Source organism: Streptomyces sp. NPDC042364 (assembly GCF_056437585.1).
Genome location: NZ_JBWKAJ010000034.1, coordinates 14,798 through 41,157, shown reverse-complemented (window position 1 = coordinate 41,157; position 26,360 = coordinate 14,798). Strand labels below are relative to the sequence as shown.

At 69.2% G+C, this 26,360-nt stretch carries 22 protein-coding genes and 4 pseudogenes; 6 read left to right on the top strand and 20 right to left on the bottom strand.

All coding sequences use genetic code 11. The features are described from left to right. Positions 1 to 57 precede the first annotated feature (57 nt). The 3 genes from AC067N_RS37315 to AC067N_RS37305 are packed head-to-tail and all read right to left on the bottom strand — an operon-like array spanning position 58 to position 3,596. Entirely contained in the window at positions 58 to 2,364 is a 2,307-nt protein-coding gene (locus AC067N_RS37315; RefSeq protein WP_478683393.1) for a beta-L-arabinofuranosidase domain-containing protein, read from the bottom strand. 33 nt (positions 2,365 to 2,397) lie between these two features. Then, entirely contained in the window at positions 2,398 to 3,159 is a 762-nt protein-coding gene (locus AC067N_RS37310; RefSeq protein WP_478683392.1) for an AbfB domain-containing protein, read from the bottom strand. Then, positions 3,150 to 3,596 (bottom strand): hypothetical protein, encoded by a 447-nt coding sequence (locus tag AC067N_RS37305; protein WP_478683391.1) that lies wholly within the window; start codon positions 3,594 to 3,596, stop codon positions 3,150 to 3,152. Before AC067N_RS37305 ends, AC067N_RS37310 begins: the two co-directional genes overlap by 10 nt. 481 nt (positions 3,597 to 4,077) lie before the next feature. Between AC067N_RS37305 and AC067N_RS37300 the strand changes: the two genes are divergently transcribed. The 3 genes from AC067N_RS37300 to AC067N_RS37290 all read left to right on the top strand — a co-directional run bounded on the left by AC067N_RS37300 (position 4,078) and on the right by AC067N_RS37290 (position 6,184). Further along, positions 4,078 to 4,383 carry a hypothetical protein gene (locus AC067N_RS37300; RefSeq protein WP_478683390.1) on the top strand — a complete coding sequence of 102 codons (306 nt, stop codon included), beginning with the start codon at positions 4,078 to 4,080 and terminating at the stop codon, positions 4,381 to 4,383. Positions 4,384 to 4,817: 434 nt separating this feature from the next. Then, complete coding sequence (locus tag AC067N_RS37295) at positions 4,818 to 5,351, top strand: DUF7822 domain-containing protein (RefSeq protein WP_478683389.1); 534 nt, start codon at positions 4,818 to 4,820, stop codon at positions 5,349 to 5,351. A gap of 302 nt (positions 5,352 to 5,653) precedes the next feature. Further along, a complete protein-coding gene (locus AC067N_RS37290; protein WP_478683388.1) occupies positions 5,654 to 6,184 on the top strand; it encodes a hypothetical protein in 531 nt (176 codons plus the stop codon). Here AC067N_RS37290 and AC067N_RS37285 read toward each other — a convergent pair. Beyond that, positions 6,167 to 7,178: pseudogene (locus AC067N_RS37285) on the bottom strand (transposase). The gene AC067N_RS37290 and the pseudogene AC067N_RS37285 overlap by 18 nt on opposite strands. 167 nt (positions 7,179 to 7,345) lie before the next feature. Between AC067N_RS37285 and AC067N_RS37280 the strand changes: the two are divergent. Continuing rightward, the gene (locus AC067N_RS37280; RefSeq protein WP_478683387.1) at positions 7,346 to 7,750 is read left to right on the top strand and encodes a type II toxin-antitoxin system PemK/MazF family toxin; all 405 of its coding nucleotides are present in this window, start codon (positions 7,346 to 7,348) and stop codon (positions 7,748 to 7,750) included. A 485-nt stretch (positions 7,751 to 8,235) separates the two neighbouring features. On the opposite strand, the pseudogene AC067N_RS37275 reads toward AC067N_RS37280, so the two are convergent. Both AC067N_RS37275 and AC067N_RS37270 read right to left on the bottom strand, forming a co-directional pair. Further along, positions 8,236 to 9,428 (bottom strand): annotated as a pseudogene (locus AC067N_RS37275) (ABC transporter permease). Beyond that, a pseudogene (locus AC067N_RS37270) lies at positions 9,425 to 9,697 on the bottom strand (ABC transporter ATP-binding protein); the annotation flags it as partial. The pseudogenes AC067N_RS37275 and AC067N_RS37270, both read right to left, overlap by 4 nt. 79 nt (positions 9,698 to 9,776) lie before the next feature. Here AC067N_RS37270 and AC067N_RS37265 point away from each other — a divergent pair. After that, on the top strand, positions 9,777 to 11,015 hold the full coding sequence (locus AC067N_RS37265) for a helix-turn-helix domain-containing protein (protein ID WP_478683386.1): 1,239 nt from the start codon (positions 9,777 to 9,779) through the stop codon (positions 11,013 to 11,015). Between the two features lie 158 nt (positions 11,016 to 11,173). Then, the gene (locus tag AC067N_RS37260) at positions 11,174 to 12,019 is read left to right on the top strand and encodes a nucleotidyltransferase domain-containing protein (protein WP_478683385.1); all 846 of its coding nucleotides are present in this window, start codon (positions 11,174 to 11,176) and stop codon (positions 12,017 to 12,019) included. A gap of 37 nt (positions 12,020 to 12,056) precedes the next feature. On the opposite strand, the gene AC067N_RS37255 is transcribed toward AC067N_RS37260, so the two are convergent. From AC067N_RS37255 to AC067N_RS37190, 14 genes and pseudogenes are all read right to left on the bottom strand, one after another. Then, positions 12,057 to 12,407 (bottom strand): hypothetical protein, encoded by a 351-nt coding sequence (locus AC067N_RS37255; protein ID WP_032769644.1) that lies wholly within the window; start codon positions 12,405 to 12,407, stop codon positions 12,057 to 12,059. A gap of 68 nt (positions 12,408 to 12,475) precedes the next feature. Continuing rightward, entirely contained in the window at positions 12,476 to 13,990 is a 1,515-nt protein-coding gene (locus AC067N_RS37250; RefSeq protein WP_478683384.1) for a restriction endonuclease, read from the bottom strand. Positions 13,991 to 14,295: 305 nt separating this feature from the next. Continuing rightward, entirely contained in the window at positions 14,296 to 15,066 is a 771-nt protein-coding gene (locus AC067N_RS37245; protein WP_478683383.1) for a hypothetical protein, read from the bottom strand. Continuing rightward, positions 15,063 to 16,142 carry a hypothetical protein gene (locus AC067N_RS37240; RefSeq protein WP_478683382.1) on the bottom strand — a complete coding sequence of 360 codons (1,080 nt, stop codon included), beginning with the start codon at positions 16,140 to 16,142 and terminating at the stop codon, positions 15,063 to 15,065. The genes AC067N_RS37245 and AC067N_RS37240 overlap by 4 nt, the downstream gene beginning before the upstream one ends. 523 nt (positions 16,143 to 16,665) lie before the next feature. Next, positions 16,666 to 16,989, bottom strand: a complete 324-nt coding sequence (locus tag AC067N_RS37235) for a hypothetical protein (RefSeq protein WP_142270619.1) — start codon at positions 16,987 to 16,989, stop codon at positions 16,666 to 16,668. A gap of 55 nt (positions 16,990 to 17,044) precedes the next feature. Continuing rightward, complete coding sequence (locus AC067N_RS37230; RefSeq protein WP_451279002.1) at positions 17,045 to 18,022, bottom strand: hypothetical protein; 978 nt, start codon at positions 18,020 to 18,022, stop codon at positions 17,045 to 17,047. Continuing rightward, positions 18,019 to 18,249: a hypothetical protein gene (locus tag AC067N_RS37225; RefSeq protein ID WP_225664238.1), complete on the bottom strand. Its 231-nt coding sequence runs from the start codon at positions 18,247 to 18,249 to the stop codon at positions 18,019 to 18,021. The genes AC067N_RS37230 and AC067N_RS37225 overlap by 4 nt, the downstream gene beginning before the upstream one ends. A gap of 46 nt (positions 18,250 to 18,295) precedes the next feature. Then, positions 18,296 to 19,309 carry a helicase associated domain-containing protein gene (locus AC067N_RS37220; RefSeq protein WP_478683381.1) on the bottom strand — a complete coding sequence of 338 codons (1,014 nt, stop codon included), beginning with the start codon at positions 19,307 to 19,309 and terminating at the stop codon, positions 18,296 to 18,298. 60 nt (positions 19,310 to 19,369) lie between these two features. Continuing rightward, a pseudogene (locus tag AC067N_RS37215) lies at positions 19,370 to 19,549 on the bottom strand (helicase associated domain-containing protein); the annotation flags it as partial. 491 nt (positions 19,550 to 20,040) lie between these two features. Further along, positions 20,041 to 20,673, bottom strand: coding sequence for a hypothetical protein (locus AC067N_RS37210; RefSeq protein WP_478683380.1), 633 nt, complete (start codon positions 20,671 to 20,673; stop codon positions 20,041 to 20,043). Between the two features lie 7 nt (positions 20,674 to 20,680). Beyond that, positions 20,681 to 21,664 carry a TniB family NTP-binding protein gene (locus tag AC067N_RS37205; protein ID WP_478683398.1) on the bottom strand — a complete coding sequence of 328 codons (984 nt, stop codon included), beginning with the start codon at positions 21,662 to 21,664 and terminating at the stop codon, positions 20,681 to 20,683. Positions 21,665 to 21,747: 83 nt separating this feature from the next. Next, positions 21,748 to 23,856: a Mu transposase C-terminal domain-containing protein gene (locus tag AC067N_RS37200; protein WP_478683379.1), complete on the bottom strand. Its 2,109-nt coding sequence runs from the start codon at positions 23,854 to 23,856 to the stop codon at positions 21,748 to 21,750. Positions 23,857 to 23,879: 23 nt separating this feature from the next. Further along, entirely contained in the window at positions 23,880 to 24,656 is a 777-nt protein-coding gene (locus AC067N_RS37195; RefSeq protein ID WP_478683397.1) for a TnsA-like heteromeric transposase endonuclease subunit, read from the bottom strand. 177 nt (positions 24,657 to 24,833) lie between these two features. Further along, positions 24,834 to 26,150, bottom strand: a complete 1,317-nt coding sequence (locus AC067N_RS37190) for a DNA-binding protein (protein ID WP_478683378.1) — start codon at positions 26,148 to 26,150, stop codon at positions 24,834 to 24,836. Positions 26,151 to 26,360: the final 210 nt, after the last annotated feature.

Here is a 26,360-nt window from a genome sequence, read left to right as displayed (position 1 = left end):
AGTGTTGGGCGGGTGATGAGGGGGGGGGAGCGATGGAGATCTGGTTCCGTGGCGGACTCAGTTCCGCACGATGCGCCACCGGTTGTCGGCGGTGCCGTCGTCCGCGTCCTGGATCGCGAACGCGCCGACAGCGTTGGAGTTGTTCGCGATGGCGAGCAGCTTGCCGCTGTTCACGTTGCGGATTTTGTATGTCCCGTCCCCCTGGTCGAGCAGAGTCCACCGGTGGTCGGCGGTGCCGGTGTCCGACCACTGCAGCACTGTCGCGCCGTCCGCGGTGGACATGTTCAGGACACCGAGCACCTTGCCGCTGTGGGCGTTGCGGAAGCGGACCGCGCTTCCGTCGGTGATCATGTACCAGTCGTGGTCGGCGGTGCCGTTGTCCGACCACTGCAGGGCGCGGCCGCCGTCGGCCGTGGACATGTTCTGGATGCCCAGCAGCAGCCCACTGGCCACGTTGACCAGACGGACGCTGCCGGTGGTGTTCCAGTACACCGTGTAGTTGTGACCGTGCGCGTCGTGGAACGGGCCGAGGTTGACGGTGGAACCGTTGGCGGTGGCGGTGAAGGCGAGCGCATTGCTACCGGTCCGCGTGATCGAGGACGTGTTCAGCGTCGGGAGCGAACTGAGCGCGGTGTCGCCGTAGTTGCCGGACAGGACGACCGGGCCGTAGGTGATCGCGGCGACGTTCGCGTCGTCGTTGGCCGCTCGCATCACGACCCGCATGGGCAGGCGGACGGTGACCGTGTCGCCGGACGTCCAGGAGCGGGTCAGGGTGGCGTAGCTGCCGGGCGTGGTCGCGATGTTCTGCGCCGTGCCGTTGACGCTGACGGTGGCCCCTGTGGTCCAGCTCGGGATGCGGATGCGCATCGCCCAGGTTCCGCTGACGCTGCCGGTGACCCGCAGGGTCGTGGTGTCGCTGGTCGGGTACGACGTGGTCTGGGTGACCGTGATGCCGCGCTCCGTCCAGGTGAGCACCGAGGGCACGAACATGTTCACGATGAGCGTGGTGTCCGTGCGGAAGTAGATGGAGTCCATCAACCTGGTGTGCATCTCCAGGCCCGTGCCCTGGCAGCACCAGAAGGTGCCGTAGTCGGTGCTCCAGGTGCCCCCGCCCCACGCCGGGCCCACACCGCGGCGGCCGCCCGGCTTGAGCGGGGTGAAGTAGGTGACGTGGCCGTGGTCGTCGGCCGGGTTCTGCTGGCCGATCATCTGGTTCAGCCACGCCCGCTCGTAGTAGTCGAAGAGCGCGGCCCGGTTCGGGTCCAGCGCGAACAGCTCACGGGTGAGGGTGAGCATGTTGAAGGTGTTGCAGCTCTCGCACGTGTCGTTGTTCAGGAAGCCGGCGATGGCGTTCGGGGCGCGGAAGTGCTCCGCCTGGCTGTTGCCGCCGATGGCATAGGTGTGCGCGTTGACGGTGAGGTTCCAGGCGTTGGTGGCTATGTCCCGGTAGCGGGTCGTACCGGTGGCCTTGTACTCCCTCGCCGCCCCGATCCACTTGGGCACCTGGGTGTTGGCGTGCAGTCCGTTGAGCCGGTCCTGGTTGGCCGCCAGCGGGTCGAACACCGCGGCGTGGTCGAACCGCTGGGCCACGGTGAGCCACCGCGCGTCGCCCGTCTGCTGGTAGAGATCGGTCAGCACGGTGTTCATGCCGCCGAACTCGGTCTGGAGCATGGCCTGCATCTGCTGGCCGGTCAGCCGGCCGGTGCGCAGGTCGACCCATCCGGCCAGGGCGAGCAGCACGTCACGGGCCTGGGTGCTGCCGATGAGGCGCCACACGTCCAGCAGTCCCGCGAGGGTCTTGTGGATGGTGTAGTACGGCACGTTGCCGTTGGTCAGGGTCCGCTGCTCGACAGCGGTGAAGTCGGACTCGGGGTAGCCGGACAGGTACCCGGCGTTGAAGCCGGCGGCGCTGTTGTTGGCCTGGCACTTGGCCAGCTCCGCGACCATGTACGTGGCCTTGTCCCGGCAGGTGGTGTCCCCGGTCACGGCGTACAGCTGAGCCCACGCCGTGAGGAAGTGGCCTTGGACGTGGGTGCGGAAGGGGAAGTTCGGGGCGTCCCAACCGCCGGTGGCGGCCGCGCCGTTGGTCGACAGCTTGTGGTTGGCGCGGAAGTTGTACAGCAGCCGGTCCACATCGACGAACCGCAGGTAGTTCTGGGTGCGGTTCTGGTTGTCCAGCCAGCGGCTCGCGGTCAGCCGGACCTGGCCGAGCTCGAACGGGTGGGCGGAGACCCCGATGTCGGCCCTTGCGGGAGGGACGACCGCATGGGCGGAGGATGCGCCGACGAGGGACCCGGTGGCAGAGGCGACGACGGTGGCCCCGGCCGCTTGCAGGAGGCGCCGTCTGCTGAGGGAGGAAGACATCTCGAACCTTTCGGTAAGGAGAAGTGGTCAGGCTCAGGGGGTGACCACTGTGGAGGAACTGTCGGCGCGGAACGTGTCGGTGTTCTGGTAGAGGTCCACACGCAGCGCGTGGTCGTAGTGGCGCGGGTAGCGGCCGGAGGAGTCGCGGAAGGAGTAGCAGCCGGCGTCGGCGAGGCCGGGCACGACGGTGAGAGTGGCGCTCTGGTTGACGGCGATGTGGCTGGAGGTGGTCACCGGGTCGATGCAGCCGAGGCTGTCGGAGCGGACGACGGCGTAACGATCGGGGCAGTTGACCGAACGCAGCGACCTGGTGGTGTTCATGGGCAGGGTGACACCGCCGGGGACCGTCTCCTTGAGGACCGTCAGATGGCGCGCGAAGCCGGTCAGGCCGGGCAGCTCCGTCGAGAGCGTCCAGGTGGCGAAGTGGTCGCAGCTGTCGCTGTACCAGTAATTCCCGGCGCTGTAGCCGTCGTAGTAGATGCGCCGGCCGCCGTTGTCGAGCGGCACCAGGGCCGGACCTTCGACCCAGCTGCGGAATCCTGCCCAGTCGCCCGCCTCCCGCATGGGGTAGGGGCCGGTGAGGCTGGAGGCGGTGGCGTACTCGGTGTAGTTCGTCGTCTCGTTCCTGGTGAACGCGTGGTACGTGGAGACGACCTTGACGATGATGGTGTCGATGTAGTTCGGGCCGATGCAGGACAGTTGGGTGGGTGCCGGCCAGGTGGTCAGCGCGGAGTTGGTCGCCGTGATCTTGTGGGCGGTGAACTGGGTGGCGGTGCCCGCCGACGTCAGGGACACGATGATGTTGACGCTGCCGTCGGCGTCGATGAGCCACTCGGGCGCCCAGGTCGGGTCAGCCCACTGATCGGGATCGTGTGGTTGTGCAGGAACGTCCGGTTCACCCGGTCGGTGCTCAGGGCGAACCCGATCGTGTTCCCGGTCCAGTTGGTGGTGTACGCGTGGTAGTGGAAGCCGTCGGTGTGCTTGAAGATGCTGGGGTCACGGATCAGACCGGACGGCGGGGTGTACGCAGGGACCTCCCGCAGGGTGAGGCCGGTGGCGTCCGGCGAGTTGTACGCGTACATGTTCGACACGCTGCTGTTGGTGAACGCCGTCATCGTGCAGCGCGTGGCCTGCCCGGCCGGAGGGGCGGCGGCAGAAGCCGTGCCCTGAAGGGCGGGGGCGCCCACCGGGGCGAGCAGGAGCGGCCCCCGCAGGGCGAGCAGTGTTCTCACGGGTCTCTTCAACTCTTCCTCCGGGCCGACCGGTCCGCTAGGCCGATCGCGGTATCGAGACTCCTCATTGTTCGAAATTGCGAACAATGTGCGGTAGTTCGAGCAGAAGATAGATTTGGGGCGTGGTGACGTCAATGTTTCTGACGGGTACGCCTTCGGTTTCGTCAGACATGGCATGTCTGTTCGGAGAGCAAGGGGGATATAGCCACCCAGAGTGCCGATACCGCTGTCGGTGGAGTCGCTTTCATCCTCTGACCAGCGGTGGCACCATCAGCCCCTTCGGACTGCGCCGAGTTGGGCCCGGTGCAGGTCCGGGACAGTGAAGCGCCGCGCCACCGAGCGCAGGACGCCGGCCATCGCCTGTGCGGGCGCGGCGTGGTGTGCCGCGGCGCGCGCGAGGGGGTGCGCTGGGTCGGTGCCGGGACATCGGAGGCGAACGGCAGGAGACGTACGTCGCTGCGCCGGCTGGTGAGAGCCAGACGTGGCGGCCCTGACCTCCGCCGTCGCCGTCGCGCTCGCCGCGCTGCTGGAGGAGTCCGTGGTCTCCCGGACCACGCGCGGCCTCGACCTCGCGGTCGTCCTCAAGTCCGTCAGCGCCCAACAGCGGGAGGGTTACGTACGGCAGCTGGAGCCCTTCGCCGAAGCCAACCGTGGACGCCTCAGGCAGCTGTACGGGAAGTACGGGCCGGGCGGGACGCTCGCGGACGAGCACCACCGCTACCTGACCCATCAGCCCGCGAGCGTCGCCGCTCTCCACACGTCCACGGCCGACGCCCCGACCCCGTGATCGCCCGCGCTGACACCTGCGGGTTCACCACCGAGCCGTGGGACGTGACCGCGTACCGCCGCCAGCATCACCAGCACGGAGGTGTGGCCGCGCATCCTCAACGCTGAGCAAGGCGACCACCTCATCGCGGGTCAGACGGCGGCCCGTCGACGCTGGTTGACCGGGTGTTCACTGATGTTGTGTCAGCAGGCGTCGTACTTCCAGTCACCGATCTCGATCTCGAACACCCACCGCTGCGGGGACTTCGCGTGAGGGGAAGCCGGTTGCGGCCGACGCGATGGTCCCCCAGGATGCAGCAGAGCAGCTTGGACTGCTCCTCTTACCTGTGGAACTACGCCCGGACCCGGGCCGAGACCCTGCCGCGCGCTCTGACCGGCGCTGGAGGATTCCGACGGCGCCGGCGTTGTCGGTCCCCGGTGCTAGCGTCGCCAACCATGGCGAACCGTTCATACCTCTACTCTGCGGACTCGATGCCGAACGAGGCGGAGATCCCCAAGCGGATCCGATGCATATCCGAGCACAACTGGGACATCCCGCTCGCGCACAAGCTCATGGTGGGGCGCGGAACCAAGGTCGTTCCGTCCATGATCTGGAACCCTCCGATCGGCATCGCCGCGGACTATGCCGACGGGGCGGCTCTGCTGCGCGGCCTCCTGCGCGCGGTCGGCGAGGGCCTGGAGGGCGACGCCGAGTTCGCCGAATGCGTTGCCACGACCACGGCCCATCTCGACAAGCAGCAGGCGAAGTACTTCGTCCTGGAGACCGGGGAGATCGTCTCGATGACGGGCGAGGATCCGGCAGCGAGCGTGCGGCGTCTGGCGTCCGAGGACATCCCCGACGCCGTCGCCAAGGCCGAGGCGGCGATCGCCGGCCAGAACGACGACTGGCTGGCCTTGGTCCGAGCCGACTGGCAGAGGCACTTCGGGTCCTTCTACAGCGAGGCGCTCTACTTCTCCTTCCCCAACTGATGGGGCCCGCGCGGCGGGGTGCCGGGCCTTCCCACCCGATTCGGAAGACACGACCCAGCCTGGGCGGATCCCAAGGCGGCCTGCAGGGATGGACGCGGCGCTGCGTCGGCCGGAACTCGTCATCTGACGCACCGTTCGCCGTCGTTCTCTGACGCGCCCCCTCACCGGCTCGACGCTGAGAGGTGAGCCTTCATCGACGCTGTTGGCCTGGAGCAAGGGCAGGCAGAGGGGCGAACCGGACCGGGGCGATGGATGTCGGAAACGGGCTACGTGGAGGGCGGGTGAGGCGCGAAGATGCTGCCGTGAGTGTCTCGGGGGAGCTGTTGCAGGCGTTGGTGGCTGTGCTGGCTGCTGCGGCGGCGTACGCGGCCGGTCGTGCGCAGGCGAGCGGCGCGAGACGCGGCCCGGTGGATGCGGTACGGCGACAGCACCAACGCGACGCCTACGCGGCGTTCCTGAAAGCCGCCCGGCAGTACGAGCGAGCGACACGGTTCGCGGATCTGGCGCGCGCTGTCGAGGCCGACAACAACGGCTTGGAGCTCGACCGGCAGGCCCTGCTTCGCGAGGTTGTGCGCCGTCGCGCGGCGATCTCCCTTGAACCCATAGCCGAAACGCTGCCAGCCGTGCAGTTGGAAGGCCCCAAGATGCTCGCGGTGTACGCGCAGGAAGCTGCGGACGCAGCGGAAAGACTGGCGCAGGTCGCTCGGACGCTGCTGCCGGCCTTCGCCTTCGGGGACGTTCAAAAGGAGTTTGAGCAGGACACCGCCAACCTCAATACGAGGATCACCCACTTCACGGTCGAAGCTCGTGCCTTCCTAGACGATTCGGCGTGACGGCGCACTCGACGGTTCGTGCTGCCCGGCCCCCATCAGTGACTGCAGGCGCTGGATCTCGTTGCAGGGGAGCGGAATGAGGGCATCGGGTGCGGGGCGGGCGTGCTCGTCTGCGCGCACGACGGCGAGGAAAGCGTGCGCGAGCATGGCGAGGGTGACCCAGCGGGGCCAGGAGGTACAGCGGCAGACCTGGTGCTCGTCGAGTGCGGCCAGGCCCTTGCCCGACTGGAAGAACTCCTCCTCCCACCATCTTGATCCGGCGACTCTGACCAGCACGGTCAGCGGCACGGACACGGGCGAGTGGCAGCGGTAGTAGGCGAGTTCGCCGGTGCTGCGGTTACGGCGGATCAGTAGCTGACGACTCCCGGGCGGAGGCCGGGGAGGTCGATGACTGCCCAGGTGTAGACGGGGTGGCCCTCGGCCCCGGCCCCTGCGGAGAGCTTCTTCCAGGCCCGCTTGGGTACCTTCTTGGCCAAGATGTCCGCACCGAACTTCCCTGCACCGGTGGTGACTTCGAGCGAGCAGGCCACCGCGAGGACGTAGCCGGTGCCGCGTTCCTCCAGGGCGCTTCGCAGCTTCGGGTTGCCGCCGTGGACGCGGTCGGGGTCGGAGGTCCAGGAGCGCGGAACGCAGAGTTCCCGGTCCACTGCGGCGTGGCCGCGCTTGCCTGCGTAGACCAGGTAGACGGCGACTTGGGAGTACTCGATCCGGCCGGCAGTGCCGGTGTATTGGCGCTGGACGCCGACCGTGCCCGTGCCCTTCCTCACATCGCCGGTCTCGTCGACGACCAGCGCCGCCCGGTCGTCGTGCAGGTGCTCCACCACGTACGCGCACACGTCGTCGCGGACCTGATCGGCATCCCACTTGGCCCTGCCCGACAGGTCCTGCATGTCGTCCGGAGTGGTCTCACCAGCCCACTCGGCGATGGTCCACCAACCGCGCCGCCCTGCGTCGGGGTTCGACCCGGGCGAAGCGCCCCGCGATCCCGGCCCATCAGGCCCTCGAACGCGTCCCGCCCACGGGCGGGTTCTATGCTGTGACCTGCGGCCACCGTCTCTTCGTCAGTCCACACAACTCATGATGATCAACAGCGGTCGCACCCGTCTCCACTACGCGTCAGGGTCGCGCAGTTCCGCCTGCCGTCCTGAGTCAGGAGGACATGTGCAGCGTGGCGAAGTCTGGTGGGTGGAGTTCGACGAGCGGCGGCTGGTCGTGCTGCCGGCGGCAGACGACGCGTCCAGGATCCGGGCGATGCAGGTCGTCACTCCTGCGGGCGTCGACATCAGCGGTCGGGGCGTCGAAGTGCAAGTAGGTGCCGTGGAAGGACTGCCCTTTGAAGGCGTGCTGCGGTTCGCGTTCCCGCGCCCGGGCTTTACCCCCTGCACGTGGCTGACCACCGTGTCCCGGGATGACCTGATCGAGCGGGCGGGCGTCCTGTCCTCCGCGAAGCTCAGCGAGATTGAGGACGCCTTGCGTCTCGGCCAACAGGCGAAGGAACGGACCGCGCCGACAACCGCGAAGCTCAGCGAGATAAGGGACGCCCTCCGTCTCGGTGAACTCGGGTAGGCGGAGAGGCGCCGCTCACCATCGAGATCGCGATCGACGGCTGGAGTAGTAGACGCGGAAGGGGCGCGGCGACCGGCATTGGGGGCGTCGACGGCGGGCTCAAGAACATTATCGTCGCCTCCACTGGCTACAAACCAGAGGCGTCGAGGCACGCTGCGTCCTGGCCGAGGCCGACGGACGCTGGACATCACCTGGCATCTCCACCTTGGGTTCAAGGGGTCGTCTCCCACCTCGTTGCGCAGGGCGCAGCGGACGAGGTCACCGGCGAGATCGGCCTGCCCGTATCGGCACCCGGCGCGAAGCGGTATGAGTCCAGGTTCTACGAAGTAATGCCTTCTGGCATGAGTTGGTTGGGTGGGCCGTCCCGCCCCGTACGCGGGCGGTGGTCTCGGTCATGGGCGGCCGATGCCGGCGGCCGTACACGAACGGGCGGGCCGGGTTCCGGCGTCCGTACGCCGACGGCGATGGACAAGCCGCACCTGCTCTCAGGTCGCGTTGAGCGCGGTGGTCGGGTCGAGGCGGGAGGCGCGGATGGCGGGGTAGAGGCCGGCCAGGGCTCCGATGAGCAGGGTTGCACCGAGCCCGCCCGCCAGGCTCCAGGGCGAGACGACAGTCGTCCAGTCCTGGAAGAGCGCGAAGCCGTACGTCGCGGCCGTGCCCAGTACCGCACCCGCCAGGCCGCCGAGGGCGGACATGAGCAGGGATCCGGTGAGGAACTGGAGCCGGATGGCGCCCCGGGTGGCGCCGAGCGCGCGGCGCAGACCGATTTCCTGGCGGCGTTCCAGCACCGAGATGACCATGGTGTTGGCGACGCCGACGCCGCCGACGAGGAGGGCCACAGCGCCGAGCCCGAGCATGAGGGCGGTGAGCCCCTTGTCGGTCGCGGCCTTCGCGGCGAGGGCGTCGGAGGGGCGGGAGACCTTGACCCCGGCCGGGTTACCGGGGTGACGGTGTTGGCGAGGACAGCGCGCACGTCCTGGACAGAGGCGTCGGTGGAGCGCTCGAAGACGGTCGTGGGGTGGCCGTCGAAGTCGAAGTGGCGTTCGGCGGCGGGGAATCCGACGAGGGCGACGCGGTCCAGGTTGGGGACCAGCTCGATCGGCTTGAGGATGCCGACTACCACGACGTACTCGCCGTTCATCATGATCTTCTCGCCGGGTTCGGTGATGCCCAGCCGCCCGGCGGCGACCGAGCCGAGGACCGTGGCCGGCAGACGTTCGCTCGCCGTGTCGAGCCAGACTCCCTTGTCCACCTCGGCGCCCAGGGCGGTCAGCAGGTCGGTGCGGGCCGCCTGGGTGGTGGCGCCCGCCGTCTGTTCCTCGGGTACGACATCGCTGCGGCGGATCCGGGCGTCGACGTTGGCGGTGGCCGTCGCGTGCCGGACGGGGCCGATGCGCTCGACCATGGCGACGGCGGCTTTGGGCAGCTTGACTTCCTGCCCGAAGGAGTCCTTGCCCGCCTCGGCGGTCAGCAGGTTCGTGCCCAGCCGGTCGAGCTGATTCATCAGATCTGCGCGGCTGGAGGTGGACAGGCCGACGACCGCGACCATGGTGGCGATGCCGATCGCGATGCCGAGTGCGGACAGGACGACCCGAGCACGGCGGGCACGCAGTCCGACCGCACCGACGCGCAGGATGTCGCCGGGGGCGAGGCGAGCCGGACGCAGTGCCGAGGTCATGTGATCACCTCGGGGCGGGAAGCGGCGCGGACCGGCGCCCTGTGGTCGGAGACCACCTCGCCGTCGCGGAAGTGGACCCGGCGGGGCAGCGAGCCGGCGATCTCGGTGTCATGGGTGATGACGCAGATGGTGGTGCCTGCCGCGTTCAGCTCGTGCAGCAGCTCCATCACGACCTCGCCGGACGCGGTGTCCAGGGCGCCGGTCGGCTCGTCGGCGAGCAGCAGGTCCGGGGCGCCCACGAGCGCACGGGCGATGGCGACGCGTTGCCTCAGAGCCCTGGGCAAACACCTTCCACCCCCGCACCGTGAAGCGCCCTGGTGGACCCTCAACGCCGAATCCTTTTGGCGCGTGACGCTCGCATGGACCCAGGCCCTCCACCTCGACCACTACGTCATCTGCCGTGCCCACCGCATCACCGAACGCCACCTCGAGTACCTCATGGCCCTGCGCGAACGCACCCGCACCCGCTTGACCCTTGTCATCAGTGGCCCACCACCGGCCGCACTGGCCACCGTCCTCAGCGCCGTCCGCCACCATGAGATTGACTCCCTCGAAGCCGCCCGCCAGCACCTCAACACCGGCGCGCAGCCCCGTTCACACGCCTCCAACTACCCTGGCTGGCACCACGCCGCCCCCTTCCCCGCCCCAGACGACGAACCCTGGTACGCGCTGCCCCCACGCTCCCGGCGCCCCGGCAGGAGACCCGCCACCACCACTCCCACCTCCCGCGGCACCGTCAACCTGCTGCCCGGCCGCGCCACGGTGCCGCCCCCCGTCGCGCTACCGGCGCTCACCGACCTTGCTGCCCCCAGCCCTCGCCACGAGGCCGTGGCTCAGCGCATCCACACCCGCATCGCCCACCCCGTCCATGCTGCAGCCGTCGCCGTCCGCGCACTGGCCGGCTACGGCATCGACCAGCTGGCCCACCTCACACGCCCCACACCGCAACGCCCACAGGCCGACCTTCCCGCCGATCTCCCCAGATGGGCCGAACTCCTTCTCGAAGCCGCCCACGACCACACTGAGCTCGAGAACTACGCCCGCCCAGGACTGCCCGCCCATCTCACGGACGCCAACAAGCCCTTCCGGCTCACGCGCGGGGAAGAAGAAGAGATCGCCCACGCCACGGAGACCTGCCGCCTCCTCGCCGCAAACCCCGCCCCCCGAACGTCCCAGCACACGCAGAAGGAACCCATGACGAGCAGCTACCGAGCCATCGAGGTGCTCCTGGCCGAGCAAACCCCGCTGCCCCCACCCGCCGAACGCAGCCGCCTGCGCAACAGCCTCGGCCTCACACCGACCCGACTCGCCCGGGCCATCGGCGTTGACACCACCACACTCCAAGCATGGGAAGAAGGTCTCACCGAACCAGAAGCTCCGCTGCGCGCCGCCTACGCCTACTTCCTCGCCCGGGCCCACACCCTCGGCACCTACTACGCCCAAGCCATCGCAGAGCCCCACCCCACCGCACCTGCTGACGCAACCGACACCGCGCAAGAATCCCTGCCCCTCCTGAGCCCGTGCCACCCCTCTGCAGCCCGAGTGAACCCCAACGCCGGCAAGAGCCTGCAGCCCAGCCCTTCATGAACCCGCGCAGTCCCGCGCCCCGCTGAAACGAGCCCCCGGCCAGGAGGCCCCACGGACCTTTCGCGTACTCACTGGAGAAAACGGGGCGTTGTCAGTGCCAGCCGCTAGAGTTCCCGCTTGTCCGGCGCGGACTGCTTTGTGAAGATCTGGAGCTGCCCATGAAGCGTGAGCGGGCGACCGCAACTCTCCACGAGATGCTCGACCGTCTTGAGCAGAACATCTGGCCACTGGACCTCATCACCGAAGTACACCTCTTCGGCTCCTACATCCGCGGCGCCTTGGAAGTCGGCGACATCGACGTCGTGATCCAGCACACCACCGACGAGCGTTGGACCCAGCACTCTCTCAGCGCGCTCTTCAGCGGCCGCGACGGCTACGCACCGATGCGACAGGCTCTGCGCGGCAACCGCCGCGGCGTCAGCTTCCAGTTCCAGGAACGCCAAGCCCTGGAGAAGGAAGGGATCGAACTGCTCCTGCTGTGGCGGCAGGGCGAGCCGATCACTATCGCCCGGCAGCGGCTGGCCGCGATCACCCCCGATGCGGCCGCCGGCCGTGCGCCGCGCGATCATGTCCTGCCGACCTACGAGGCGATCGCCGACCAGCTCCCGCGTCCGGTCCGTATCGACCTGCACCGCTGGAGCACCGAAGGCACGGCCACCGTCGCCGCGTTTGCTCTGAGCGACGCCCAGCCCCGCTCTGCCGCAGCGCTGGAGCACATGGACGACCGGTGGACCTCGAACAGCCCTCTGCGCCGCGCAGCCGCCGCAGCGCTGGCTCACCTGGAGAACACCGGCCTCGAACTGGGCCGCGCCGAGGTGCACGACCGGTACATGACGCCGGGCGCGAGCGATCACATGATCGACTGCTTCGTCGACCTGGGCTGGCGCTACTGGAGCAAGGCGCAGTGCTATCTGGACGACGGTCAGGCGTGGTTCGAGGTCCTGCCCGCAACTGCCCGGCAGCCTCTTCAGGCCCTGCACATCACACCCGTTCCTCGCGCCTGAAAACTCGGCATCCCGAGCGCTGACGGGCCCGGTGAGTTCAGGGATGCCGCTGCGTGCCGGTCCCGCCGAACAGATCATCGATCGAGAACGCGAAGGAACCGGCGCTTGCGGCTGAGCTTCGGTGTCCCTGCGCCTCGGTGGCCAGCCGGGTGATGAGCGCCTCCCAGCATGACGGGCAGCCACACCTGCCGCCGTCACGGTGCTCGGCGCCACTGCGGCCCACCGCTGCCTGAACCTGGCCGGCCAAAGCCTCGAACGCAGCCTTCCACCGGTCAGCCGACGCCTGGTGGGCCACAGCCTGGCCGGCAGCCGAGCGCGCCGCTTCCTCGGCTCGGCGCCTAGCCTGGATCATCGGCCAGTCCGGCCCGCCGCCATATCCGTACGACATGCTTGTTCCTCTCGTGTCGAACCGCTGTCTCCAACCGCACACCGGCACGAAAGGACACGAGGGTGGCGTCAGTTCAGGTCGCGTGTCTGCCAGCCCGGCGGGAGCTTGGGCAGGCCGATCAGAGCGTCGATGCCGAGATGCTCCAGCAGCAGGGCTTTGAGATGCCGGCCGTCGATGAGTTCGACGCGGTTACGGGGAGCGAAGTCCCAGCTCGCCTTGCCGAACCACGCGGTGGTGACCACGATGCCCTTCGAAGCGTTCTTATCGTTCACGATGCCCGCGACCGACCGCACCGTCTCGGCGGAGACCACGTTCTTCGAGCGCTTGGCCTGGATGATGCACAGCCCGCCGATGAGGGGTTCCTCATTGACCGCGACAGCGTCGATGCCGTCGTCCCTAGACGCCTGGGTCACCCACGACTTGAGCCCGATCTTCTCGAACAGGCGCCGGATGAGATGCTCGAAATCGATCGGGTCCGTCGCGACGAGGTCGGGCCGGCTGTCGAGGCCGGCGACGACGTCCCGCTCCGGGGCGATCTTGTACCGGGTCAGGTCGAACGTGACAACGGGCGGAACCGGTTCAAGGTCGTAAGGGTGCTGGGAGACGATCGCGTTGAGATGGTGCAGGCTCTGCACCGGGGCGAGTTCCGGCTCGTCCAGCACGAGTTCACCGAATGTCTCCCGGCTGACCCGCACACTGATCAGACACGGCTCGATCGACTTGCCGGTGGCACGGTCCTTGGCGTGCACCTTCCCGTTGAACGCAACTCCGTCCACGAGCGACGGCGGCGTCACAGCGAAGGCCTCGTCGATCGCCCGTAGCGCGAGTCTGGCCACCAAATCCCTGTACAACGCCTTGCACTCACTCTCCTTGCGTGGCTGCGGAACCACAGCCGGGGGAGCAGAGGCTTTGAACCGATACTGCGTGACCGAGGGAACCACCGCCTGGACGGGGAGCTCGATCTCCAAAATCAGCTCCCGGGACTCAGGAGCGAACGCCGCCCGCCGAGCGCCACCAAGGCCTTCCGGATACCTGATGGAGCCCAGCGCCCTCTCCACTGCGACCGCGAACCCTTCGAAGTCTCCTTCACCGAGCGCCTGCTCCGCCTCTAGCCGCAGCCCGGGCAACCCACCGGGGCGGTCAATCAGGACAGCAGTCAGCTCCTCGAGCCGTTCTTCAACCTGGGCCGTCCGCCCTGCAGCCTCCCGGCGTAAATTCTCAACGCTCTCCTGCTTCGCGCGCCGCTCCGCCGCAGCCTTCTCGCGGGCCTCCGCGCGACGCTTCTGCTCGAGTTCCTTCGCCCGCGCAGCCTGACGCTTCTCAAGATCCCGCACGATCTGCTCGGCCTTACGTGACTCGGCAGTCCGCTGTGCCTGCTTCTCCTTCTGTGCGCGCATCCACGCCTGCGCCTGCTCGCGTTCTCGACGTGCTTCCTGCTTTACCCGCTCGGCGGCCTCGCGCTCCGCGGCCCGCGCCTGACGCGCCTGCTCCGCCTCAGCCCCCCTGGCCGCTGCGGCCTTGGCCTTCTGGCTGTCCCGGTACGCCTGCAACAACTGCGCCGCCAACGACTTTCTACGCGCCATTCGCCGCTCCCCGACCACAGGTGAAAGTAAAAGAGCTGCCCCGTTCGCGGGCAGGGCAATCTCCAGCGTCCGCCCATGGCCTGCCTCGCTCGGAGGACGACGGCTTTTCACACGCACCGCTTGGACCGCCCGCGGCAGCGTGGAGGGGGTGTTCCAGGCGTCGTCGCTGATCCATGGCTTGCAACACCGGTGCCCGCCGGGCAAAGCCAGCAACTCGGCGGCCAGATGCTGCCGCTCGAGCTGGCGCAGCGGCCGCCGGGACCGAGGGGACCGGCCGGCCTCTCGGTACTCCCGGCCTGCTTCGCTCAGCCAGCGTGGACGGGGGCGTGATCGAAGAACCGGTGCTCGTCGTTGATGTGGATCTCCCGCACACCAGGGTAAGGACGGGGGAGCGGGTCGTTGGTTGCGGCGATGACCTGACAGGCGTAACCGTCGGCCGAGGGGTCATCGGCGATGGAGATCAGCGTGTCGATCAGACGCAGACTAGTGTCCTGGTCGAGACCTGTCGCGCCCAGGCCAGCCAGAGGCGAGTCGATGATCAGCAGCGGAGGGACCCGGGCCAGGGGATCCACGCGGCCGAGGTCACGCAGGGCCAGTAGCAGCGCGACGTTCGTGGCAGCCCTCGGGCTGCCTCCGACCGAGCTGTCGGCGAACGTCTTGTCGACATCGCCGTGCTCCTTGACCCGTGTGGTGAAGTCCAACGGATCGATGGAGGCGGCCTCGACAGCCGGGTTGATCTGACGCAGCCGCTCCAGGAAGAACTGCGACCAGCGACCGGTAACCGCCTTTCGGCGTACCTCCTGGGTGCTCTTCACGGCGTCGCGGGCGGCCTGCGCCTGCTCCATCGCTTCCTTCGCCGCCGCGACGGCCGTCTCCTGGGCGCTGATGTAGTCGGCGTCCTGAAGACGCCGCTTGAGCTGGGCCACGTCCCGGCCCGGACCATGGGCCTCCTTCTCCGCCGACTGAGCAAGCGTGCGGGCTGAAGCGACATGGTTCCGGTCGTAGGCATCACGCGCGGCAAGCGCATCTGCTGCGGCCGTTTCCGCCTCCTGCGCTGCCTGCGCCACGGTCGTCATATCCTCCTGCAGCGCCTTAACCTTCCGAGCCAGCCGCTCCGATCGCGTCCGCGCGGTGGCGATCTGCCGTTCACGCCGGTCCTGGCCGCCGGGGTGGACCAGGCCGCACTGCGGGCACAGGCCGGGCGCCCGCTCGGGCAACACCTGCCCGCAGTGAGAGCAGTCCTGCGCCACCGGGTTGAGTAGCGCGGCGAGCTCGCCCTCCGTCCGGCCTGATCCGCCATGACCCGGCTCAGCTTGCCCTGGACCACCTCGGCCTGCCACGCAGCCTTCCTGCGCTGCTGGTCCGCCGCCTTGTGCAGGGCAACCAAGCGCCCGTGTTCCCCCACCGCAGCGGTCAGCGCACCGGCTGCCTTCTGCCAGCGACCGGCGGCAGCCTGGTGCTCATGCTGCTTTTGCTCACACTCGGCGCGCACACTGTCCGGATCGGCCAGAGCGCCGGTGTCACGGAGCTTCTTGAACTGCCTCAGCGCAGATTGGGCAGCCCGAAATCGGCTTTCAGTCTCGGACGCGTTCTTCTCCAGACCCGCGAGCTCCTCGTTCCACAGCCCGAGCACCACTTCCAGCGCAAGCACGCGCGATGCGTCCTTGCCCCCGCCGAGGAACTCCGAGGCGATGGTGTTCTGCCGCAACGCCATCACAGTGGTGTAGAACTCATCCAGCCCAGCACGTGACGTGCCGCGGACCGCGGCCGACAAGCCGAGCAGGTCCTGCACGAACGCGCCCGCCGTCATCTCCGTGGCTTTCGACGACGTGACCGCAAGCGAAAGCTCGATCGCGCGGGGATCGTCGAGATTTTTCAGTGACACCCGCGCCCGCGGATCCGATCCGTTGCGCGTTGCCTGCCAGCGCACCCCGGCGACGCGGAACACCAGGCGCAGATACTGACAGCTGCGCACCTCCGGCATGACCGTCGCGGTCGTCAGCCCCAGCGGATACAGCAGAGCCTCCACAGCGGTCGACTTTCCCGCTTTCGAATGCCCGACCATGAAGGTCACCAGCCCCTTGAAGTAGCGGGCATACCAGACCCCGCCGCGCTGGAACTCAAACCGTTCGATCACCAACGACGGGCCCACCGGCGCTCCTTTGTCCACACGTATACGTCGGTAGAGGAAACGAACGCCTGCCGACTGGGCGACGCACGCACACTGCTGCTTTCCACCAGCGACCAGCCAGTGCCCGGCAGCCCGCCGCACTACGTCAGAGCAGACCCTGGACCGCCAGTAGGGCAAATCCGCAACGATGCAGCCGGTAGCGGGCGCCGCCCCGCAGGCCAGGGTGCAGTTGCTGCCAGCCCCCGGCCGGGCAGGCCCAGCTGCTGTCACCCGCAGACCCCCGGCTCCGCGATCACGATGCGGCGAAGCTGCCCGCTGTCGTCGCCCGGTCTTTCTGCGCTGTTGTTGTGCGTGTGCACTGCGGTTTCTCATTTCTTCTGGGTGCTCTTGTGGTGGCTGGGGTGCTCGGAGTGTGGGGTTGGGCGGAGGACATCGACTGTCTGACCTGCTTGTACACAGGTTGATCGAGCGCAGTGCAGTTTCTCTGGGCGGCTACTTGAGGTGTCGTGTGGTGCGGCGTCAGGTGATCGTTTGTGGTGTCGGGCTAAAACCCGGGGCCCGGGTCACCGCCGCGCTGTCGGCATTCGGTCGCGGCGTCGAGCCAGTCGCCTGCTGGTTCGATGGCTTGCTCGCGCTCGATGCCGGAGTCGACCCTTCCGTCGGCGGGGCGGGCGTCATCGGCGATGTCGCGGGCCCGCTGGCACGGGTCTGATGATGGGCTGGACAGCTCAGCGAGACCGCCGATGACGCTGAACGAGAGGGCGATGACCGCCGCCGCGGCCATCATCAGGCCTGCGCTCCGGTCCTGTATGAGGCGCGGCAAGTGGCGCTGCCAGCGGAAGTACGGGATGCGGTCCCGGCTGTTCACAGTGCTCCCCGTCGAAATGGCTGAGGCATGGATTCTGTACCTGCTGAGTCGGACGTCAGGCGGCGTCCGGGTTGGTGAGGTTCTCCTTGGTGAGGGTGACGCGGGAGGCTTTGCCGGCTTTGCTGGCGGTGGTGGTGGGTGGCAGGACGCGGACGTGGATGAAGTAGACGCGGACGCCGGAGATTTCGGTGTAGGGGGGCCAGGCTCCGGGGGTGCCGTCGGTGGGGAGTTCGAGGAGCTTGTCGGTGATGTTGTAGATGACGAGGTAGGCGGTGTGCTGCCCGTAGTCGTGGGCGTACTTGATGACTTGGTGCACGCCTTTGGCGAGGTAGCTCTTGCTACGGCTCTTGCCGTCGAAGATCTTGCCGTCGCAGACGAGGGGGTCGCGGCCGTCGAGGTCGCCGATGAGGTCGGCTTCGCCAGAAGCTGAGCGGGGCTTGGCGTGGGTGATGTGGTCGCCTTCGAGGAAGAGGAAGCGCTGCAGGTCGAGGTTGTAGACCTCTTCGCCGTTGGTGCGGTCGGCGTCGAAGCGGGTGTAGAGCTCTTCGCGGTCGAACCACTCGATGCGGGTGCGGTAGCGCTCGAGGGTGTGCAGGATGCTGCTTTCGGCGCCGACGCGTTCGCTGAGAAAGTCGAACAGGGGCTGCAGGATGTCCTCGGCGAACTCTCGCCAACTGTCCTGATGGCGTTTTTGCATGCTGTAACCGATCGCGGTCCGCAGCCCGACGTCGGGGTTGCTCGCTTCCTTGGAAGCGATGTCCTGCATCAGCTCCCAGATGAGAGCGGCTCGCCCTTGTTCGGTTCGGCTGGGCCAGACGAACCGGCCGCTGCGGGTCAGTCCGGTGCGGAATCGCTCCCGGTCTACACCTGGCTCTGCCCGGGACGCTTCTTCGAGGAGGCCTTTGAGGGCTGGTTGGCTGTTGATCCAGGTGACGGCGAGGTGGACTTCGTGGCTGGCGCTGGAGTAGGGCGCGGTCATGAGTTTGCGCAGGCGTTCGCGTACGGCGACCTGGAGGCGCTGCTGGTACTTCACCGGAAGAGGCCTTTCAGAGCTTGTGCGATCTGCTGCTGGACGGCGTCGCCCGCGTTCTGCGCGCTGCCGGTCTCGTCGACCAGCCAGATGTGGGTGTAGCAGCAGGGGCAGGTCACGGCGGTCTGGGCCACGATCTCTGAGTAGCGGACCCACATCAGGTAGCCGCAGGCGGGGCAGGCCGTTTCGAGGTCCGCGCTCAGGAACTGTGTCGCGAGGGAATCTCCCATGGCGGGATTGTTCCGTATGGGTCTGACAGTGGTGGTGTTGTCGGTTCTATCCGGGGTGGATGCCGATGGTGGTGAGGAGCTCCTGTTGGGTGGGGTGGAGGGTGTTCCAGCGGGTGCGTTGCCGCTCGGCCCACCTTTGGAGGGTGGGGGAGTGGTCCTGGCCGGTGTGGTGGTGCAGCTTGGCTTGGTGGTAGGTGCGTTGCCAGGTGTGGGGCCAGGGTGGGTTCCACCAGGGGTCGAGGTTTTCAAGGGCGTGAGCGGTGGTGGGGGAGAGGCGGCCTTGTCGGGCGGCGCGGCGTTTTTGTGTCAGCCAGTCGCCCAGCGCGAAACCGTCGTGGCGGGTGTCTTTGCTGCAGGAGAGGTGGCGGTTCAGGGCGGCGTAGGCGCGGGCGTGGGCGAGTCCGGGGCTTGCGGGGTAGACGCGGCTGGTCCGGCGGCGGCCGACGGCTTCGGGGGTGATGTCCAGGTCGGTCAGGAGTTTCTGCTGTTGGGGGCGTAGACCATCCCAGGCGGCGTGTTGTGCTCTGATCCAGCTTCGTACGTCGGCCGGCAAGCCGGTGGGGCGGCTTTGTGTGGTGCGGGCGCGGGTGTAGGCGCGCTGCCACGCCAGGTCCCAGGGTGGGTTCCACCACGGGTCGATCGTGGTGAGGGCCTGGTGGCGGGCGTTTGTGGTGGTGTCGCGTCGGGCTTGTTGGCGTTGGTCGTTGAGCCAGCGGCCGAGGGGGAAACCGTCGTGGATGGTGGAGTAGGCCACGGCCAGGGTGTGGTGGGCGGCGGCGTAGGCGCGGGCGTGCGCGAGCGCGGTTTCGGCGTAGGGGTTGAGGGGCCGGGTGCGGGCGGTTTCGCTGGTGAGGCCGATGTCGGCGAGGAGGCTCTGTTGGTCGGGGTGGAGGTCGTCGTAGTGGTTGCGTTGTGTGCGTAGCCAGGTGCGCTGGGCGGGGGCGAAGCTGCGGAAGTGGTGGTCGGCGTCGAGGTGATGGCCTGCCTTGATCTGGTCGTGGATGTGCTGCCAGGCGCGCTGCCACGCCAGGCTCCAGGGCGGACACCACCACGGATCCACGGCGGTCAGCGCCTTCGCCGCAGCAGACTGAGGCGCGCCCCTGTCGGCGTCGGTTCGGGCGTGCTGGCGTTGCCGGCGCAGCCACCGCCCCAGTTCGAACCCGTCGTGGACGGTACTGATCGCGGCGGCGAGGGTGCCGTGTGTGGAGTGGTAGGAGCGCGCGTAGCCGAGGCCGACAGCAACGTCGGTCTCGCGCTCGGCGGGCCGTGCGGCAGCGCCGCGAGCCCGGTCTGCGGTCAGCCCGATGTGGGCGAGGAGGTCCTGCTGGTCGGGCTGGAGGGTGTCGTACTGGGCGCACTGGGTGGTCAGCCACGTGGCCAGCGCGCTGCTGGTGCCGGGGAACCCGGACGCGGCGTCCAGGACGTGACCGTCTTGGACGTGGGTGCGTGCCTGGTGCCAGGAACGCTGCCATTCCAGGGTCCAGGGCGGGTTCCACCAGGGGTCGATCGCCGACAGCGCCAGCGCCCGGGGTGAGGGGGTGCTGTGATTCCGGGGTTCGTAGTTGGTGTGGTGAGGGTGGCTTGAGCTGGGATGTTGTGGATTCTCTGATAACTATTTCGGCGCTTGCGGACGCTGAAGGAAGTGGTGATGGGGCGTCTGGGCTGCGGTTGTTCGGGATTCGTTGATAACAGCGGTGTGGTGTTGGTGATGGTTCCTGGCATCTAAAGAGCTGGTGCGGGTTTGTGCTGGTCAGCGGCTTGTTGCGTGGTCAGGGCTTGTGTGGGGTGGGCCTACACCGGCACCGGCTGGAGCGGGTTGCCGCCGGTCCAGAACAGGGCGGTGTCGATGTCGCGTGCACTCCAGCCGTCGGCGCGTGCTCCGCCGTGGTGGAGGAGATCGTCGAGGAGCTGGAGGTAGCGGCCGTAGCGTCCCGGTGCGGGGGTGAGGGGGAGGCGGAGGGTGTCGAGGGCGTGTTGGACGCGGCGGTCGTAGACGGCCATTCGCTGGGGTGCTGCTGCGGTGAGGACGGCTGAGGCGAGGGCGTCGCCGGTGCGGAAGCCGGGCAGTTCGGCGATGATGCTGCGTCCGGTGCTGGCGGCTTCGCTGCGGGTGAGGGTGGTGTCGCAGACGGCGGTGACGGCCCGCTCGGTGACGGCTCGTACGTGGGTGTCGGGCAGGGACATGAGGGCGGTCACCCAGCGGGTTTGTGCGGAGAGCCGTTTCCAGACGACGAGGGCTGCGATGTCCGTCTTGCCGAGGCTGCCGGTGTACTCGGTTCGCTGCGCGACGTCGTGGAAGACCTCGTCGTAGTGAGGTGAGACGTCGGCGAGGTAGCCGGCGCGGGCGGGGATCAGGGTGTCCCAGGCATGCCGGCATAGGGCAGCGAACTCGTTGCTGCCCGGTGTCTCGGTGGTCGTCTTCATGTCCGCATCATGCCGTTCTGGCGGGTTGGCGGGTTCGGGGGCGGCTTGCTTCTTCGGCGAGGTGGTCGAGCTGGATGGCTTCGAGCGCCTTCTTGGTGATGCGTTCGGTGCCGTCGCAGATGGCGGTGATGGCTGCTTGGCGGATGAGGCGGGCGAGGCTTCCGATGCGGCCGGCGGTGCGCTGGTGGAGGTAGGAGGCGTGGCGGGGGAGTGTGCCGGGGGTGTGCTGGGTGAGGTCGAGGGCGGTTTCCATGTCGGTGACGAGGTCGGTGAAGGGGCGGGTGTTTCCGTGGCGGGCGGGGAGAGGGCCGCAGGTGATGAGACTGGCGCGGCCGGCGAGCTGGGCGCCGCGTATGCCGCTGAACAGAGGGGTGGCGGCGACGTCGATGCCGCTGTAGACGAAGGTCGCTTTGATGCGTTCGGTGAGGTCTTTCAGCAGGTCGGCGGCTTCGGCGCCGGTGGTGGTGCGCGGGTTGAGGCGGTGGATCTCGTCGATGAGGACCAGGCGGACGCCGGCTTGGGTGTAGGTGTGGCAGACGGCGCTGGTGATCTGGGCCTGGGTCATGCGGTTGGTGACGGGGATGCCGAGGTAGCGGGCGAATTCGATGGCGAGGGTCTTGGCGGTGGCGCCGGGCGGCACCAGCAGGTACGCGACCGGCACCTGCTCGTGGGCACGTCCGGGCGGGGCCGGGTTCTTGCGGGTGTGGGCAAGGTGGCAGGTGCGCCCGACTTCGAGGAGCGCGGTGGTTTTACCGGCTGCGGCGGGGCCGGTGACGATCAGTGAGGGGCGGGCGGTGGTCTGCTGGTGGCGGCCGAGCAGCATCAGGGTGCGGACCTGGGTGGCGAGGGTGTTGATGGCGGGGGTGCGGACGGTGACGAACGCGGAGTGGTAGGCGAGGCGTTCTTCCGTGCCGCGGGGCGTATCGCCGGGCTGGGGCGGGGCGAGGGGCGGGGTGGTGGCGAAGTGCTGCCAGCCCTGCCAGGTGGTGATCGGCCACTCCGGTTCTGCTGCGTGCGTGCCGGGCAGCGGTGCCCTGGTGTCGGTGGTGGCGTGGTGGTTGCGTGCGGGGCTGGTCACCAGTTGAGGGCTTCCTGGGCGGGGTCGTAGAGGCCGAGTCCGGTGTACGGGACGGGCGCGTCGCCGTTGTCGACGGTTTCCTCCTCGCCGTCAGCCTGCTCTGGGTCGTCAGGCAGGTCGTCGAGGTCGTCGAGACTGTCGTCGTCCCATCCGTCGGCCTGCGGCTCCGGGGCGTGGGGCGTGCGGGTGCCGGCCGTGGGCGGGGGTGTTTTCAGCGGTGCGGTGCGGGTGATCAGGCGTTGCTCGCCTGTGGTGGCGGTGCCGGTGTGGGCGCGGCGCATGAGCTGGTCGAGGGCGTCGGCGAGGTCGGTTTCGTGGGTGTCGCGGTCGCCGTGGCGGGTGGTGATGGTTTTGATGTGCTGCCAGGTGGCGTTGTTGAACGGGGCGTGGATGTGGTCGCGGTGGATCCACGGGATCTCTGTCAGGTGTCCGTCGGGCAGGCGGATCCAGACCTGGCGGGCGTCGTGGGGGTTGGTGTGGATCTCCCATTTGCCGCCGCGCGCGGTGACGGGGGAGGGCTGGCCGCGGTAGGGGGCGAGGACGTCCGCGTCGTAGGTGCGGTGGTCGATGCGGATGCCGCGTTCGGTGATGGCTTGCCAGCGCACCGGTAGCAGTTCGAGGTAGTCGCTGCCGCTGAGGGGGAGGGGCACGTGGCCGGCGACGGCGATGAGGGCGGCCCACATCTGGTTCGGGGTGAGGGCCTTCTTGGGCAGGGTGGGGTGGCGCAGGCCTTCGTGGGGGCGGTGGTGGTAGTGGATCAGCCATTCGTCGAGCAGGTCCTGCAGCTGGGCGACACTGAAGCAGGCCTCGGTTTCGGCGTCGGGTCCGCGGCGGGTGACGTCGGAGCCGGTGTAGCCGGGCAGGTGCTGGCACAGCAGGGCGTTGATGGTGCCGAAGGTGCGCTCGACGATGCCTTTGGCGGCGGGGGCGTGGGGCGGGGTGGGCTGGACACTGATGCCGAGACTCTCGCAGGCGGCGCTGAAAGCCGTGGACAGGTAGATCTTGCCCCGGTCGACGACGATCGTCTCGGGCACCACGACCGGCCGGGCGGCTGCGCCCTGAAGGCGTTCGTCCAGACCCATCAGCCGCTTTAGCTGGGGGAGTTGGGTGTGGGCGAGGCGCAGTGCGTCGGGCCAGGTGGGGCGGGCGGGGTGGGGGACGGCCATCTCGGCGAGCAGCAGGGCGGCGTCGACGGCCTTGGTGCCGGCGGGGCGCAGGACGGCGGCGAGGATGGCGCGGGTGGCCACGTCGACGGCGATGGTGAGTTCGGGCCGGCCGGTGGTGCCGTCGTCGAAGACGGCCAGAACGTCCAGCCGCGTGGTGTCGACCTGCACCTGCTCGCCCGGCCGCAGCGCCACGGTCGGCGTGAACGCCCGCCTGCCGGCCGGGGAGGGGAGCGTCCGGGCGGGGCGGTGGGGGTGTTCGGCGGGACCGGCGAGCTGGTGGACGAGCCGGTAGAAGGTGGCCTGAGAGGGCATGGTCACCGTGCCGCGCCCATGCCGGTCGGAGAGGATCTGGGTGACCAGGGGCATCAGGCCCTTGACGGTGCCCTTGGAGCGGCCTCGCTGGCGCCGCAGCGCCTCCTCGATGGCGGTGATGACGCGTTCGTCGGTGCGCCCGGTAGGCACGGGCCGGCGGGTGGTGCGGTGGTCGACCAGCCCCCACAAGCCCTGTTTGCGGTAAGCCAGGCGCATGCGCTGCACCGTGGTCCGGGAGACCGGTCCGAAGCCGATCGCGGTCAGCTCTGCCGCCTTGGCCTCCTCGCGCTGCGCGAGCGTGAACCGGTCGGGGTCGTACTCGGCCCGGGGCACCCCGCCGCTGTCCGTCCCGCCGGGCAGGCCGGACTCCACCTCGCGGATGTGCCGCTGCCAGGCCAGCGCCTTGCGCCGCGCGTCCTCGGGCGCGGTTTCGAACAGCCCCCACTGCGTCACGGCCTGGGGCATCTCGGCGCCCACGATGGCGAAGGACGGGTCGGCGAACAGATGCCCGGCCACGACCGTCTCGTCTTCACCTGTCTCACCGGCGAGGTGGACCTGCTGCCCCGCCACAGCGATGACCTGCCAGGTGCTCTCACGGAAACGGACGTGCGCTCCGACCTGCAGCACCGGCCGCCCGCCACGCCGCCCGCTCACCGCCCGTCCCAGCTGCCCGGGCCGCCGCGGCCGTTCGCACCACCGGCGCCGGTGCTGACGAGGACCCGCTCGTGCAGCGGTATGTCCAGGGGCGTGGTGAGGTGTCCGTGCCACAGGGCGTGGAAGACAGCGGGCAGGACTTCGATCGGGTCGCCCACCGCTTCGGCCCCCTCGATCAGCGGCCGCGGCTGTGCGAACGCCTCACGAACGGCGGCCGCGAGACGGGGACGCCCGGCGTTGCGGGGGTGGCGGTAGCCGGCCAGCCATTTCAGATTCGCGGCCAGGATCTTCTCCAGTGGCTCAAGGCGCCGGTAGCTCCAGCCAGCCTGCACGCACGCCGCTTCCAGGACCCTCGCAGCCCGCTGCGCCCGCTCGCCGCCGACCTCCGGGTGGCTGGGACAGTCGGCCAGCACAGCGGTGCCGTCGCGGCGGCGGGCGAAAAGCTGCGGCACCCACGAGCGCACCTGGCCGCGCGCCTCCCGCCACAGCAGACGGACCGGCCGCCCGGCCAGGCCGACCACCTCAGGGTCGCGGTCCAGCACCATCAGCTGCGCCCGCATCGCGGCCGACCCGCAGGCCACATGCCGGCCGGTCGTGGCCGACCACCACTGGCCGGGCCCCCACCGCCGCCCCGGCACCACCGGGAACGCCGACACCGGCTCCAGCTCCTCGAAGGCCACCGCGAGAACCGCGTCCGCCCACCGCTGCTGCACCACCTGCCCGACGGGGTCGACGAAGACCGCCTCCCACTCAGATCCGGTGTCCCTCTGCATGTGCTGTGAGCGGCTGCCTGCTGCGGCCGCTGCGTCCTTGCTGCCCACGCGCCCCAGTCAAGCCCGTCCCGCCCCGCTGGCGGGCGGCTTCACGGATTCTGATCACGAGTGCCGGGCGATGAGGTATGCCCTGCAGATCACGATCCGTGCACACCCTGCCTGCCTCCTGACACTTGCTCACCGCTCCTTTCCCGGCTGCCTGTTGCGGTGGTGGTCCGGGAGTGCTTCGGCCAGGACATCGGCCGGCAGGCGGGCCCAGCGCGCCAGATCCTCCAGTGCCATCCCGGCCCCGAGGGCTGCCGCTGCGGTCTCCTGTACGGCCTGCTCGATCAGCGTGGCGGCATGGCCGAGGTTGCCCAGCAACTGCTGAGCGGCGTCGGCGGTCTTGCCGTACTGGGCACCGCGCAGCTGGGTCAGCTGCTCTTCGGCGTCGTTGACCAGGCTGGTGATCCGTGCCCGCTGCTCGGCCGGCACCGCAGAGCGCCACGTGGTGCCCGAGCCGGGCGCGCTGCGTTCCTTGGACAGGACACGCAGCTGGGCGGCCATGGACGCGGGCTGGTGCTCCTGCCTCAGCCACCACGGATCGTTGCCGTAGCCGGGCGGGCCCCCGGCGCCGCGGCGGATGCGGATGACGGCGCCCATCCACGAGGTCAGCGGGCCGCCGTAGTCGGTGGCGGCCAGCGGCCCCAGCCACCCCCGCCCGACCCGCTCACCCAGCCGGCGGCAGAACGCCCCGTCAGCGGGCAGCGGCCGCGGCTGCCCGGCCCCGCTGTCCCGCCACGCCAGCTCGGCCATGACCGGGTCCAGCAGCGCGTCGGCGACGGCCACCACCTCGGGGAAGACGACCGAGTCCCGGCCCACGATCCGCCACCACTCCAGCTCCGTCCCGGCGTTGCCGCCCGCGACCTGGTGCAGCCGCCGCGGCCAGACCGCCTCGCGCTCCCAGTGCAGGGCCTGCTCCCACCACCGGGCCACCACCGCATAACCCAGAGCGAACACCCTCTCCGGCTCCGCACCGGCCCGCACCGCCCGCCGCGCCACCGAGGGCCACCGCCGCTGCGCCGCCACCACCTCCGGCAGGTCGCGCAGGTCGAGGTGCTCCAGCGGCTGGTTGGCGTCCGCGTCCAGCAGCCACCGTCCGTGCCGCACGCACACCCGCTCCCACCGCGGCGCGTACCGCACCGCCCGGAGAGCAGTCCCCGTGCGCCGGGCCGTGCACAGTCGGCAGCTGAACGCCACCGGACCGACCACCGCGCCACCGATCCGCCACAGCCCCACCGGATCGCCATCCTCGGCGCGTAGCTTGGTGTCCCCTTCCTCCCAGGACGGCAACGCCCTTGCCAGCACGTCCTCCTCCACGCCGCACATGCCCGCCAGGAGCTGGCGTCCGGCTGCGTTCAGCAGCACCTCGGCGTCGGCACGTGCGCCTCCGCCCTCGTGCCCAGGCGGGTAGTTGCGCCACTTCCAGCAGGCCCGCAGCACCTTCGCTTCCATCCCATATCGGCTGGCGATGCGGCAGATCAGCGACGAGGTCGTCTCCCCCTGCAGGGGAGCTGTCCGCAATGGGCGGGGAAGATGAGTCACTCCACCACGGTCTCGTGTTCACCGCTCTGGGCGGGGGATTTCGCAGCAGCCGGCCGGTCCTCGGTCCCGTTATCGGTCTACTTCCCCGGGCCATGAGTCTCCCTTTCAGGGACTGCAGGC